The following is a 14,587-nucleotide window of genomic DNA, read 5'->3' as shown; positions in this document are numbered from 1 at the left end:
ATACTCAGGGAGAAACAAAAAAAGCAGGTCAAATGACCTGCTTTTACCTATTCTTAATTTTTCTTTAACAACCAATTAAATACAATTAAGAATAAGATACTACTATTTTTAACTTACTAAGTAAATATTTATTGGTAAACATACTAAATCTTAGTTGATTTTAATAGTTTATTTGCCAAATAATGCTATTTATAAAACGTCTAAATCTCCTTTACCTTCTCTCACTACAATTGGCTCATCACCTGACAGATCAATTATGGTAGATCCTACATTATCTCCATAACCACCATCAATGACAAGATCTACAAGATTCTGCCATTTTTCAAATATAAGCTCAGGATCAGTGGTGTATTCTATTACATCATCCTCATCACGTATTGATGTAGAAACAATCGGATTTCCTAACAACTTAACGATCTCTAGCGCTATTGAATTATTTGGAACCCTGATACCAACAGTAGTCTTCTTTTTAAATTCTTTAGGTAAATTATTATTCCCTGGTAAAATAAACGTGTAAGGTCCTGGCAAAGCTCTTTTTAATATCTTAAAAGTAGCAGTATCAATTTGCCTTACATAATCAGATAAATTACTAAGATCGTGACAAATAAAAGAGAAATTTGCCTTCTCTAGTTTAATTCCTTTGATTTTAGCAATGCGCTCTAATGCTTTAGTATTTGTAATATCACACCCTAAACCATATACTGTATCGGTTGGATAAATAATTAAACCACCATCTTTTAAAACCTTAACTACTTTGGCTATAGCCGCTTCATTGGGTTTGTTTTCGTATATTTTTATAAATTCTGCCATTTTATTTTTTCTTTAATGTTTTATTTACCATTCAAATTATTCTATTTAAGAAGCTTGAGAGGTTATAACAAAACTGATTTTTATCCAATAATATCTAACTTTGCAAAACGCAACAACAATTTTTTGATACCTCCCACTTCAAATTTAATTTCTGCTTTTTTATCTGCTCCTACTCCTTCCAAATTCACAACTTGGCCTTTGCCAAATCGCTCGTGCATAACAATATTACCTGCAACCAATTTATTGTCAAATAAATTAGCACTTCCAGCTGCAGCATTACTTGAAACAGGCTTTAACTTGCGTACATTTATTTCTGATTTTTGCTCAATACTTGTAGGTGCCTTTGGTGGTGTCCCTCCGATTGGTTTTGCTAAACGCAATTTAGACTTATCTACGTCTCCAAAAATATCACTATCAATCATCGGCTTGTATCGATAATTATTTTCAGGAGGCGTCATGTATTCTAAATATTGACTGTCAATTTCTTCGATAAAACGAGACGGCTCACTATCCGTTAGTTTTCCCCAGCGGTAACGCGATTGTGAATAGGTTAAATAGGCTTGATGTTCAGCACGAGTCAATGCCACGTAAAATAATCTACGCTCTTCTTCTAATTCGCTTCTTGTACTCATACTCATCGCACTAGGAAACAAATCTTCCTCCATGCCTACAACAAAAACATGAGGAAATTCTAAACCTTTAGCCAAGTGAATAGTCATTAATGCCACACGATCTTCATCGCTAGTATCTTTATCTAAATCAGTAGCTAAAGCCACATCTTCCATAAACTCTGACAAGGCTCCTCTTGCACCATCCACTTCGATTTGACCTTCTGTAAAGTCCTTTATTCCATTTAGTAATTCTTCAATGTTTTGAATCTTTGCCATTCCCTCAGGAGTTGCATCCTTTTTTAATTCTTGAACCAAACCTGTTTTCTTAGCTACATGATCGGCTAGATAAAAAGCATCTTGATTTTCATTAATGGCCTGAAAACTCTGAATCATGGTTACAAAATCCAATAATTTTTGCTTGGTTCCTGAGTTTAATTTTAAATCAATTCGTTCGATATTTTGCATTACTTCAAACATAGATCGTTTGTAGTGATTAGCGGCAATGGTCAATTTTTCGATCGTTGTATTTCCAATTCCACGTGCTGGATAATTGATCACACGCATTAAAGCTTCCTCATCTTTCGGATTAATGACTAGCCTTAAATAGCACAAGACATCTTTTACTTCTTTTCTTTGATAAAAAGAAAGTCCACCGTAAATTCGATAAGGAATATCTCTTTTCCTTAAGGCATCTTCCATAGCTCGCGATTGAGCATTGGTACGATATAAAATAGCAAAAGCACCATTATGCAATTGATTTTGCATTTTTTGTTCCCAAATGGTGCTAGCTACAAAACGTCCTTCTTCATTATCGGTTAAACTGCGATGAACTTTTATTTTTGGTCCAAAATCATTGGCTGTCCAAACAATTTTATCCAGTTTGACTTTATTTTTATCAATAATTGTATTCGCTGCTTCTACTATATTTTTTGTAGAACGATAATTTTGTTCTAATCTATAGGTTTGTACGCCTTCATAATCTTTTTGGAAATTCAATATGTTATTAATATTGGCGCCACGAAAAGCATAAATACTTTGCGCATCATCTCCTACCACGCATATATTCTGAAATTTATCAGATAAAGCACGAACTATAAGGTATTGAGAATGATTCGTATCTTGGTACTCATCAACTAATATATAGCGGAAACGGTTTTGATATTTGGCTAAAACTTCTGGAAATCGAGTTAGTAATTCGTTCGTTTTCATTAATAAATCATCAAAATCCATAGCGCCCGATTTAAAACAACGGTCTACATAATTCTGATAAATTTCGCCCATACGAGGTTTTTTAGACATCGCATCGGCTTCTTGCAATTCTGGATCGTTAAAATAAGCCTTTACAGTAATCAAACTATTTTTAAAATTAGAGATTCTGCTTAAAACTTGTTTGGGTTTATACACATCTCTATCCAGCTGCATTTCTTTGATAATACCAGAAATAGCACGCAGAGAATCTTGTGAGTCATAGATAGTAAAATTGGAAGGATAGCCTAAATGTTCTGCTTCTGAACGAAGTATTCGAGCAAAAACAGAGTGAAATGTACCCATCCACAAATTTTTAGCCTCGCTTGCACCAACAATATCAGAGATACGCTTTTTCATTTCTCGTGCCGCCTTATTGGTAAATGTTAGCGATAAAATACTAAAAGCATCTATGCCTTGATGCATTAAATAAGCAATTCTAATTGTCAACACTCGAGTTTTTCCAGAACCTGCTCCTGCAATAATTATCATAGGACCGTCTTTTTGTAAAACGGGTTCACGTTGTGCTTCGTTAAGTTGATCGATATATTTATGCATGTGAAATTTTAATTTTGTTGTACAAAAATAGCGATTTTGATTGAGGTTTTAAGTATCAAAAAGGAACAATGACTCCTTACAAAATTTCACTACTTTAAAAGAAATATTTCTTACTAATTATTTAAAAAAGACATCGTAGGCAAAACGAATTAAAGTACCAATTACAACTACTAAAAAGAAAATTCGGATAAAACTGTTGCCTTTGTTTATAGCTAATTTTGCTCCAATCCAACCTCCTACTGCATTACTTGCAGCCATGGGTAAAGCAATAAACCAAATAATTTTTCCTTTTAAGATAAAAAGACAAATAGAACCAAAATTGGTCGATAAATTAACCATTTTAGCATTTGCTGAAGCATGTAAAAAGTCAAATCCCATGATAGCGATAAAAGCAACTACAAGAAAACTACCCGTTCCTGGGCCAATAAAACCATCATACAAACCAACTATAAAACTAATTGCGACTGCATTAAAGATTTGTGTTCTAGGCGTGTGATGCTTTTCTACATGTTGACCAAAGTTCTTTTTTGCATAAGTATAAATCACCAAAAATGACAGCACAATTAATAGTAATGGTTTCATGAAATCATTGCTCACATACGTTAATAAAGTAGATCCTAAAAATGCTGATGGAAATGCTAAAATCATCATAATACTCAGTAATTTCCAATTCATATCGACCTTTTTCAAATATTGATAAGCAGCAACTGAAGTTCCGCTAAAAGCCGGAATTTTTAAAGTTCCAATTACAGTAGATACAGGAAGATTAGGCAACAAAATTAATCCCATTGGAGTTTGTATGAGTCCGCCTCCGCCAACTATCGCATCTATAAAACCAGCAGCAAAAGCGGCTAAACACAGTAAAACCAATACGTAAGTTTCCATTTAGATAGTAAATATTATTATTTTTTAATACAAAACGTAAAATTACTATTCGAATTCATTTATTGCTAATTAAATCAACTTGATTTATAATCTAAAAAGTATATTTTTGCTCCTTAAAATTATAAAAGCATGGATTCTACAAAAATCATTGAAATAATCGCCTATTCTTTACCATCAATAATAACAGGTGCTGTAGCGTATTTTTTATTAAATTCATATTTTAAAGAACAACAAAACACCAAACGATGGCTGTTACAAAAAGACAATCAACCATCAATTTTACCGCTAAGATTACAAGCTTATGAAAGGTTAACTTTACTTATGGAACGCATAAACCCTTCTCAATTAATGGTCAGAATCAATCCAATTTCTGAAGATAAAACAGATTATCAAAATTTTGTTATAGCGCAAATTGAACAAGAATTTGAGCATAATTTATCCCAACAGATTTATGTATCTGAAGAATGTTGGTCTATTGTAATTACAGCAAAAAATGCCACAATACAAATGATTCGGTTGACTACAAAAAATGAAAAAGTAACAAATGCAGATACTTTAAGAGAAATGGTTATTGGTGATCTAATGGAAAAACATGCTCCAAGTACTACAGCACTATCATTCTTAAAAAATGAAGTAAGTCAGCTTTGGTAAATATTAGAAAATCATTTAATTATAAAAATTAATGTTTATTTATAGCATACAATTGGCGGCCTAACTCAGCTAAAAAAGGCAAACTAATACTATCATATTCATAAATATTATCATTATAAATACCATTTTTATTGGCTAAAATTGTGGCAGATAACATAAATTCGACCTTGTTTTCTGAATCTACAATATAAGCACAATCAATCATAGTTCCATAGGCATTGCCTACTTTATTATAAATTTTTATTGAGGAAGGAATATTTTCTTTTGTATCACCAAACATAAAAAATTTGTAATATCCATCAAAGAATTCATTAGGATCAAATCCTGCATTTTTTGGCAAATTTTGCATGGAATAAAGAATAAATTGCCTGTCTTTTTCAGATATTATAAAGCGTTCCTCTTTTTTAAATACTTCTGGAAAAACAATCCTTTTTAACGTATTATGTAAAGTTTCTAATGGGTAATAGTTTTTTTTAGAAAAATCAAAAGGTTCGTTTATTAGTTTATTTTTAGAATCTCGATATGCGTTTCCTTTCTGAATGCTATGTAGCGATAGTGCATCAGGAATTTGATTCCGTTTTGAAGGAATGTTAACTACTGTATTATCCGATTTATATAGTGTTATTGCAGGAAACTCAGGATTAGTAGGATCTGTACCAGAAAGCCGATGGCTAAGACTAAATGGGTATAATCCTTTTTCTTTCATTTTTAAATTTACATAATCAAAACCTAGAAAATCAAGGAGATTGGTACTTGCCACATTATCACTCACGGCAAAAACTTTCGATATCTCTTCAGAAAATTGTAATTTTTCAGCACTTCCTTCAATAGTATAAGTTGTATTAAGATCAGTATTTGGAATTGTATTCAGTTTTTCTAAAGCTAATACGGCAATAGGAAATTTGACAGTACTAGCCGGATAAAAATAATTTTTGGAATTTAAATTATAGCTAAAATCCTTAAAAGAAACTTTACCTTCTTTATCCCTCAAAATTTCGGTATAAATAATCTGAATTTCATGTGGTTCTGGATTATTCATAACAGTTTTTATTTTTGGATTTTCAGATGCTAATGCAATTTGCAAAGCGTTTTTCTTGGTAGAACAACTGCTTACTAAAAGTATAAAAACATAAGAAATATATTTTTTTATTGAAAACATAATAGATTAATTTAATTAAAATTATCTCTTTACATAAAATATTAAATCCTAATTGATGTAAATATTATTATCTATTATCGCTCATTAATTGCGACTTGTTTTGTGCGTATTCATACCCTTGATTCCACCACTCTTTCATAACTTTTTTATTAAAAATAAGCGCATTGTTGGTTAGTTTAATTGGAGTATAATATAAATTAAGTTTTACATTATTATTGTTTGCCATCAGTTTTCCTATTGCTATATCATGTTTTTCTACTTGGTCTAAAGCAATTCTAAATAAGTCGATCATCAATGAAAACGGATTTTTACCAACAATTGCTTTTTCTAAATTAATTTCAGTTTCTAGAATTACTACATCAATTTCTGTAGCACCGCGATTAATAGCTTCTCGAATAGGTACTAAACTTGAAAAACCACCATCTCCATATTCATCATTATTCTTAGTAACCAAACTCATAAAAGGAATGTAATTGCTAGAAATCCAAACCCATTCACAAAACTCCTCATAAGTACATTCCTGAATTGATTTGTATTCCGCAGCATTTTTAGAAAGATTAGTAACAGTTATTACAACATCTGTTTTCAAAAGCTTTAATTCGTTAAAATCTGAAACACTGAAATTTTTCTTTATATAACCCAACAACCTTTTGCTTTCACCAAAGGTTCGCTTCCCCTTAAGATATTGCCAAATGACATTAAAATGATTGATGGTAACAATGTCTTTGCCCTTTTTCCTTTTTATTACAAATGGATTTACATTAAAGATTTTCTTCATATCAACATTGGTATAAATCCGATGAATTTTATCAATATTTCCCAATGCTAAGTGCGGAATTAGTAAACTTCCAGTAGACGTTCCTATAAAAATATCATATTTATTTTTTTCTATTTCTAATAGATATTGCGCCACTCCACCTGCAAATGCACCTTTACTTCCGCCTCCTGAAATCACTAATGCTCTCATAAATTAAATTTTATAACCAATCCTATTTGTTACTACTCAATTAACAATCTTTTCAACTGAAATTTTTCACTTTCGTTTAAATTGGGTAGAATTCTTTCAAAAGAGAGCCTCATTTCTTTATTCTTTAATAATTTTCTAATAGTATCACGTCCAAATTTAGAAAATTGCCACATGTGATGTGTGGTTGCATTTACTAAATTTTGCAAAACGGTATCATTTACTAAATTGAAAGCGATCAGATTTTGTAATGCATTTTGTCGAGTAGTAGCCTCAAAGTTCAGAGATGAATATCCTATTAATTCCTTAATTAATTCTTCTTTATTCGAAAGATAATTTGGAGTTGTTAGTGCCAAAGACAACCACAAATTTCTTAAATTGTAATCATTAAATCCAACCCAATCTTTTGATAGATCTAAATATTTAAAACGCTGTTCCGGAAAATTATTCCATAATCTGAATAATGCAATTTCCTGAGTTTGATAGGATTTATCAGTTAGTAAACTTTCATATTCTTGTCTGAAATGTTCTGGAATTTTATTTAAATTAACCGCTACTGCTTGACGAATTTGTACAATATTAGACTGTAAAGCCAACTGAAGCAATTGCTTTTTAGCATCAAAATTTTCATTTTTAATTTGGTTTAAAATAGCTTCTTTTACTGCAAAATAAACGTCCGATTGCATAACTTGAACAAAGAAATCATTTTTTTCTGCTAGAGATTTACTTCTTAACTGATCGACTTGTAAAAATAATTTAGCTGCCTTATTTTTTTCTAATAAAGCATTGGCTTCAAGCGTATTAAAAGTACTTGATTCAAGCCAAACTTTACTAAAATTATTTAAATCAAAAGACGATACTTTTTTTATTTCAGCAAAAAAATCTTCCGTATTTACAGATTTAAAAGAGTGCTTTTTCAAATAGGCTTTAACAGCTTTTTTAAAGTTTTTTTCACCGATGGATTCTTTCAAAACAAATAATGCCCAAGCGCCCTTTTCATAGAAAGTTAAGGAACTTGCTTTGGCATTCAAAACTGGAATGGTATCGGTACGAGAAGCAAATTTAAGTTGTTGAGCAGATTCGTATAATTTGCAATAAAAATAATCATCGCCATAAACTTCTTTCTCTGCTAATAAAGCATAATAAGTCGCAAAACCTTCTTGTAGCCAATGTTGCTTACTACTTTCTGCCGTAACCAAATCACCAAACCATTGATGCGCCAATTCATGTGCATTTACATTGGTATAACTTCGATCTTCAAAACCTATCGAATCGACTACATAACGCGTCGAAAACAAAGTAGCTGATGTATTTTCCATTCCTGCATATAAAAAATCTCGAACCGGAGTCTGCTTGTAAATTTTCCAAGGATACTTAACTCCTATTTCTTTTTCAAGGAAATCAAACATCGTTTTAGAATGACGATAAGTAGGTTCAAATTTAGATTTATCTGCAGGTTCGTAGTACATTTCTAAAGGTATTCCAGAATTAGAAAATTGTATTTGTTTTTCATATTTTCCGATAGCCAGCATCAACAAATAAGAACTCATTGGTTTTTCCATTCGATATTTCCAAATAGTATTTTCCATTGATCTCTCCCTAGCTTCTAATTCTCCATTAGAAATCACTTGATAATCATTTCTAAATACAATATTCAAATTAAAAATCACTTTTTCATTCACATCATCAAAACTAGGAAACCAATGACTGGTATACTTTCCTTGACCTTGTGTCCAAATTTGCAGATTGTCTTTATCTGTCGATCCAACAAAATAGAGCGTTTGCTTTGGCATTGCCGAATACGTAAAATTTAAGCTATTTTTTCCTTTTTTAAATGGGAAAATAATTTGTAATTCCTTTTGAGTATTTCTAAAATTAACTTCTTTTCCATTGAGTTTTAAATTAGAAAAAGTCATGTTTTGTGCATCAATTTTAATAGTATCAATTGTTTTTAATACTACAAAATCATATTGCACTTCCCCTAAAACAATTCTCTCTGTTGGATTTATGTGAATTTTTCCTAAAACCGATTTAAAATCAACAAATTGAGTTTGTTGCGAAAAAATAAAAGAAGTGAAGAGAAGAAAAAAGTATTTCATAAAGGTAATTTTATACTAAAAAATCAAAGTTACAATGATTTAATTAAATAATAAATGGAATAACGTAAGTTTACCAATCAAAAAACCACAATACATTTATATTGAAAACAAAAGCTGTATTTAATTGGAGTAGCGGAAAAGATTCTGCTTTAGCATTGTACAAAGTACTACAAAATTCTGAATTTGAAATCACTTGTTTACTCACAAGTGTCAACCAAGAGTTTCAGCGTATTTCTATGCATGGTGTGCGTGTTGAACTGCTAAAACAACAAGCAGAAAGTCTAGAATTACCGCTAGAAATTATGCAAATTCCAGAAATGCCGACAATGGAAGTGTATGAAAATGTAATGACTGAAACATTAACCAAGTTAAAAAACCAAGGGGTCACACATTCCATTTTTGGAGATATTTTGTTAGAAGATTTACGCAAATACAGAGAAGATCAGTTAGCCAAAATAGGTTTTGAGGCTCTTTTTCCGCTTTGGCAAATTCCTACAACCACCTTAATTCAAGAATTTATTGCATTAAATTTTAAAACTATTGTTGTTTGTGTGAACGAACGTTATTTAGATAAAAGTTTTGTGGGTCGTGTGATTGATCAGGATTTCATTAATGATTTACCAGAAAATGTAGATGTCTGTGGCGAAAATGGAGAGTTTCATACCTTTACTTTTGATGGACCTATTTTTTCTAAACCAATTAATTTTGAGATTGGAGAAATTGTATATCGCAAATATGAAAAACCAAAACAACAAGATTCTTCAAATACAGCTTGCGATACCAATAAATCTGATGCTTTTGATTATGGATTTTGGTATTGTGATTTAATTCCAAAATAAGTTTAAATTATGCGGTGTCAATAATTTTAAAACTTTTCATTGCTACTTTTTCACGCTTGTAGCGTACCAACATTCTAGAGCAACGTAATTGATATGCTTCCAGTGTGACAAAGTATCATAAAAGAAAAAAAAGTTTTATCTCTCCTCATACATTTTAAGCAACTGTGTAACCGTATTCCAATTTCGAATCGTAGCGATTACATTTAACTTTTTCTCGATGTATTTCTGATCAAAACGTGTCTTACCTGCTCCAACAGCATATTTAATAAAAATTTTATTGCCATCAATACTGGCTTCATCGGGTTTAAATTGACTAATTCTCAAATCATTTATACTAGTACTAGACAAAGTAGTCGAAATAAAAGCCACATATAATTTTTTAGGATCTAAATCTTTCTCTTTCAAGAAAATATTATTTTTAAAACAAGCTTCCAAATCTTCTTTACCAATAACAACAACTGGAACTTCATGACCGAAAATTTTGAAAATTTCTTGCTTTATTTTAAATCCAACTGCGGCAGAATTTTCCTCTTCGGTATCTACAAAAACATTTCCAGACTGAATATAGGTAGCTACATTCTGAAAACCAATAGCTTCTAAAGTTGTTTTTAATGCTTCCATTTTTATCATACTGTGACCAGAAACATTGATACCACGAAGTAAAGCCAGATGAGTTTTCATTTTATAAATTTTATTGCTGCAAAGATATTGTGTTTCTTGGCAAATTACTAAGCAATTCTAAGTGCTATTTTAATATTTATTTAGAATTCTCTTGTTTTAAAAAATAGGAATTATGAAATTTATTTACTTTTGTTGTTATACAGTTTTAACAAATCTAAGGTATGATCTAAAACTCTTAAACTTGTCCAATCATGGTGCCCAGTGATAATGTAGTTCGGATTTTGAAATTTCGACTGTACCTTGCGAATCGTTTTGGGCCATTCTTTAATATTAGCTTCGCCTACATATTCTAAATCGGGAGCGTCAATACTTTTGACTAAGCACCCACCGTACAAAATTTTCTCTTTATTAAACCAAATCACAATGTTGTCCTTTGTATGTCCTGCACCAGCAAAATAGGTTTCGAAACTTGTATCACCAACATTAAAAATGGTGTCTTTACTCATTAAAAATTGAGCTCTCGGTTGCTTTTTCTTTATTGAAATCTTATCAGTTAATTTGGTTGTGTAAGTTTTAATTCCGTTTTGTTTATAAAAATCAAATCCAGAAGTTCTGTCTTCATGAGAATGTGTTGCAATTGCCAGAATTACTTTTTTATGATGTCGCAATTCAATACTGTCCAACAACGATTGATATGAAAAATCATCCCAAGGAGAATCAAAAATAACGACACCTTTGGAAGTCACTACGTACATTGCATTTGCATCTTGTTTCTTTGTTCCAAACATTTTATAACTACTATAAACATAAAAATTAGGAGTAACTTGTGTTATTTTAAGTTCATTTTTGATGGTTTGTCCAATTGCAATTGTACTTAAAAGCATAAAAATAATAAGTTTACTAATTTTTATTTTCATATTTATTTAGAATTCTCTTGTTTTAAAATAATGTTTTTTATTTCATTTCCGAAATAATATGCCAATTCAATTTTATCATTCATTTGATTCTCTAATACAATCACGCTAATTTTACTTTTAGGAAAATAAACATTTAAAGAAGCAAAACCATCACCTAAACCTGTGTGACCTATATATTTTGTTTTGCCATTATTGTTAATACGGATCCCATAACCATAGCCACATTTTTCTTTTCCAAAGGAATCGTGCTGAGCTAAAACTGTTTCAGATACCATCAAATTATACGTTTCTGGCTTTAGAATTTTTCCTTTATGCAAATTAGAATTCCAAATGACTAAATCGCTTGCAGTAGTAATTATACCATCCGCTGGTGTTGAATCAGTTGTAATTTGTAAAGTTTTTACAGCTTTAAAAACACCTTCCTTATTGGTATAACCGCTAACAATTGCTCTTTTATTATCTTTTGCATAAGCAAAAGTATGTTTCATTTTTAATGACGCAAAAAGGGAATCCGCCATTTGATTGTATGTCTTTTTGCTAGAAAATTCGATGATTTTACCTAAAAGCACATTAGAAATATTCCCATATTTAAAATTAGTTCCTGGTTTAAATAATAATGGTTTATCTAAAGCCAAAATACCATGGGTATGATTTAATAATTGATGAACCGTAACCGAATCTGCCCAAGATTCCGTCAAAAAAGGTAAGTATTTTTTTATGGGTGATCGTAAATCAATTTTTCCTTTATCTACTTCTCGCAACAACAATGCAGCTGTAATTTGTTTCGAATTAGACATAATTTTAAAATAATCTTGAGCTTGCAAAGGTGTTTTTTTTTCGAAATTAGCAAAACCATAGGCTTTTGTATATTTTGCAACGCCATTCTCTGCAATCACAATTACTCCATTAAACTTTCGAATGTTAGTCGTTTTAATTAAGCTGTCAATTGATGAAATATAATCGTTAGTTTTTTGAGCAAAGGAATTACTGTTTACAAACAATAGTGCTGCACAAATAAAGTAAATGGTCTTTTTTTTAATTTTCATCTTCTATTTCTGAATTATTTTAATTGTAGTAAAGCATTCTTATTCATTTGGTTGATCCTATTTTCTACTATCCAAATAAGATTTCATAAATACTACGGCAATTACCAATCTAAAAATACGATAGGCCCAAATATTCGTTTCCCAAAATAGTATTTTATGAGTTGTTTCTGTATTAAATAAGGAAAAAATAAAAGAGATTAGAAATAGAATAGCTAGAATTAAATAGATTTTTTTCGAAACTTTCATAAAAGAGTAATGTTATAAATTTAATATTTTGGAATCATTGAAATTTTATCGGTATTTCTATAATTCATTACTTTAGATAATAACTGAGTAAAATTATTTTAAATATTCTAACTAAAAAAATTTTAACGAAAATTTTCTTAATTATATGTCATAACAATTCCGAAGTTCTTTTATGTATCATAATTTTTATGAAAATCAATTAGGCTAATTGCAATACTTCATAACTATTAGGACAGAAAATAAAAAAAGCCTAAACCAAAACTGTGTTTGATCTAGGCTTTTTGAAGTAGGATATAACAAAATTAAAATGTTATATTAATATTTAAAGATTATTTGAACTCTATTAAAAAATCTTCTTTTGGTGTTCTTACTTTTTTCATAGGAGCAATCCAATCCAATGGTGTATTGGCATAACCTACATACATTAAAGAAACACTTTTTAATCCTAATTTTTCTAATTCTAATATTTCATCAATCACATTGTTATCAAATCCCTCTACAGGTGTACTGTCGACTTTTAATTCTGCAGCTTGAGCCAAAGCAAGTCCCAAAGCAATATAAGTTTGTCTTGCAATGTGAGCAAAATTTTCTTCAGCAGGTTGATTTAGATAGATTTTTTTCAACATATCAGTATAACTACCAAAACGACCTCTTTCTAGACCACGCTGATCTGTTGTGTAATCATAAACATTATCAATGCGATCTTCGGTATATCGGTCCCAAGCAGCGAAAATCACTACATGAGAACAATCTCTCATACATTCTGGATTTAAAGCGCCTTTTACTAATTTCTCTTTTAATTCTTGATTTTCAACTACAAGTACTTTAAAAGGTTGTAAACCTGATGAAGTGGGAGCCAAACGGGCCGCTTCTACAATTTTATCAATATTTTCTTTACTTACTTTTTTAGTTGCATCGTATGCTTTTACAGCATGTCTCCAATTTAAATCTTCTAATAAAGCCATTTTTTATCTATCTTTTTATATAATTATATTAATTGTTTGAAACCGTCAATTCTACTGGCATGTTTCCTCTCGTAGCATTTGAATAGGGACAAACTTGATGTGCTTTTTCGATCAAAGATTGTGCAACCTCAATAGTTACTCCAGGAATATTAGCATGTAGTTCAGCTGCTAATCCGAATCCTCCAGCATCATTTTGTCCGATACTCACTTTTGCTGTTACCGTTGTTTCGCCCGTTTGGATATTTTCTTTTTTTATAACCAAATTCAAAGCACTATCAAAACAAGCAGAATAGCCTGCTGCAAATAGCATTTCTGGATTTGCATAATCTTCATTAGCTCCGCCTAGAGCTTTTGGATGTCTCACATCAATAGCTAAAACTCCATTTTCGCTCCTTACTTGGCCGTTTCTACCTCCTGTTGCGGTAGCTTTTGTGGTGTACATTGTTTTCATGCTTATTTATCTAATATTTTAGTAATTATATTTTTTAAAACTGCTAATTCCTCTACTGTTACATTCATAGCTTGCATTAACTTTTCGGGAATACAAGTTGCTTTTTCTTTAAGCAATTTACCTTTTTTGGTCAATGTGATATTGACAATTCTCTGATCTACTGTGCTTCTAATTCGGGTTATAAATGCCTTATGTTCCATTCGTTTTAATAATGGAGTAAGTGTACCACTGTCTAGTTTTAGCTTTTCGCCAAGCTGATTCACTGTTTGAGTTTCCTGCTCCCACAAAACAAGCATTACTAGGTATTGCGGATAGGTTAATTCTAGTTCCTCTAAAAAAGGTCGATACTGATTGATTATTTCCTTTGCAAACAAATAAACTGGAAAACAAACTTGCTCGCTAATATTAAGTTGATTTGTCATGGATTCAATTTGAAGTGACAAAGGTAAATATAATTAAGTTGTGTACAATTTAATTGTGTAAAATTAATATTAATTTAACTGTTATTATATTTCATCAA

14 protein-coding genes are annotated in these 14,587 nt (G+C 30.7%); 2 read left to right on the top strand and 12 right to left on the bottom strand.

Annotation, left to right across the window (positions count from 1 at the left end; all coding sequences use genetic code 11):
- Nucleotides 1–189: 189 nt before the first annotated feature.
- From MW871_RS11950 to MW871_RS11940, 3 genes are all read right to left on the bottom strand, one after another.
- Entirely contained in the window at nt 190–810 is a 621-nt protein-coding gene (locus tag MW871_RS11950) for an L-threonylcarbamoyladenylate synthase (protein ID WP_188051039.1), read from the bottom strand.
- An 80-nt stretch (nt 811–890) separates the two neighbouring features.
- Nucleotides 891–3,224, bottom strand: coding sequence for an ATP-dependent helicase (locus tag MW871_RS11945; RefSeq protein ID WP_248428757.1), 2,334 nt, complete (start codon nt 3,222–3,224; stop codon nt 891–893).
- A gap of 117 nt (nt 3,225–3,341) precedes the next feature.
- On the bottom strand, nt 3,342–4,109 hold the full coding sequence (locus tag MW871_RS11940) for a sulfite exporter TauE/SafE family protein (RefSeq protein WP_248428755.1): 768 nt from the start codon (nt 4,107–4,109) through the stop codon (nt 3,342–3,344).
- A 129-nt stretch (nt 4,110–4,238) separates the two neighbouring features.
- On the opposite strand from MW871_RS11940, the gene MW871_RS11935 reads away from it, so the two are divergent.
- Nucleotides 4,239–4,760 carry a DUF7935 family protein gene (locus tag MW871_RS11935; RefSeq protein ID WP_210646585.1) on the top strand — a complete coding sequence of 174 codons (522 nt, stop codon included), beginning with the start codon at nt 4,239–4,241 and terminating at the stop codon, nt 4,758–4,760.
- Between the two features lie 28 nt (nt 4,761–4,788).
- Here MW871_RS11935 and MW871_RS11930 read toward each other — a convergent pair whose 3' ends face one another.
- The 3 genes from MW871_RS11930 to MW871_RS11920 form a co-directional block, all read right to left on the bottom strand.
- Nucleotides 4,789–5,919, bottom strand: a complete 1,131-nt coding sequence (locus MW871_RS11930; RefSeq protein WP_248428753.1) for a serine hydrolase — start codon at nt 5,917–5,919, stop codon at nt 4,789–4,791.
- Nucleotides 5,920–5,986: 67 nt separating this feature from the next.
- On the bottom strand, nt 5,987–6,886 hold the full coding sequence (locus MW871_RS11925; RefSeq protein WP_188051043.1) for a patatin-like phospholipase family protein: 900 nt from the start codon (nt 6,884–6,886) through the stop codon (nt 5,987–5,989).
- 32 nt (nt 6,887–6,918) lie between these two features.
- Complete coding sequence (locus MW871_RS11920; protein ID WP_248428751.1) at nt 6,919–8,982, bottom strand: M1 family metallopeptidase; 2,064 nt, start codon at nt 8,980–8,982, stop codon at nt 6,919–6,921.
- 101 nt (nt 8,983–9,083) lie between these two features.
- Here MW871_RS11920 and MW871_RS11915 point away from each other — a divergent pair, with 101 nt between their 5' ends.
- Nucleotides 9,084–9,821: a Dph6-related ATP pyrophosphatase gene (locus tag MW871_RS11915; RefSeq protein WP_248428750.1), complete on the top strand. Its 738-nt coding sequence runs from the start codon at nt 9,084–9,086 to the stop codon at nt 9,819–9,821.
- A 135-nt stretch (nt 9,822–9,956) separates the two neighbouring features.
- On the opposite strand, the gene MW871_RS11910 is transcribed toward MW871_RS11915, so the two are convergent.
- The 6 genes from MW871_RS11910 to MW871_RS11885 form a co-directional block, all read right to left on the bottom strand.
- A complete protein-coding gene (locus MW871_RS11910; protein ID WP_248428747.1) occupies nt 9,957–10,502 on the bottom strand; it encodes a DUF1697 domain-containing protein in 546 nt (181 codons plus the stop codon).
- A 119-nt stretch (nt 10,503–10,621) separates the two neighbouring features.
- Nucleotides 10,622–11,359, bottom strand: coding sequence for a BlaB/IND/MUS family subclass B1 metallo-beta-lactamase (gene bla / locus MW871_RS11905; RefSeq protein WP_248428746.1), 738 nt, complete (start codon nt 11,357–11,359; stop codon nt 10,622–10,624).
- Nucleotides 11,360–11,361: 2 nt separating this feature from the next.
- Complete coding sequence (locus MW871_RS11900; protein ID WP_248428745.1) at nt 11,362–12,405, bottom strand: serine hydrolase domain-containing protein; 1,044 nt, start codon at nt 12,403–12,405, stop codon at nt 11,362–11,364.
- A 575-nt stretch (nt 12,406–12,980) separates the two neighbouring features.
- Nucleotides 12,981–13,616: a nitroreductase family protein gene (locus MW871_RS11895; RefSeq protein ID WP_248428743.1), complete on the bottom strand. Its 636-nt coding sequence runs from the start codon at nt 13,614–13,616 to the stop codon at nt 12,981–12,983.
- A gap of 28 nt (nt 13,617–13,644) precedes the next feature.
- Entirely contained in the window at nt 13,645–14,067 is a 423-nt protein-coding gene (locus MW871_RS11890) for an organic hydroperoxide resistance protein (RefSeq protein ID WP_210646594.1), read from the bottom strand.
- A gap of 2 nt (nt 14,068–14,069) precedes the next feature.
- The gene (locus MW871_RS11885) at nt 14,070–14,489 is read right to left on the bottom strand and encodes a MarR family winged helix-turn-helix transcriptional regulator (protein ID WP_248428741.1); all 420 of its coding nucleotides are present in this window, start codon (nt 14,487–14,489) and stop codon (nt 14,070–14,072) included.
- Between the last annotated feature and the right edge of the window lie 98 nt (nt 14,490–14,587).

The organism is Flavobacterium pygoscelis, from assembly GCF_023162025.1.
Lineage (GTDB): Bacteria > Bacteroidota > Bacteroidia > Flavobacteriales > Flavobacteriaceae > Flavobacterium > Flavobacterium pygoscelis.
The sequence above is the reverse complement of the archived record's forward strand: the minus strand, read 5'-3'. Positions and strand labels throughout refer to the sequence as shown.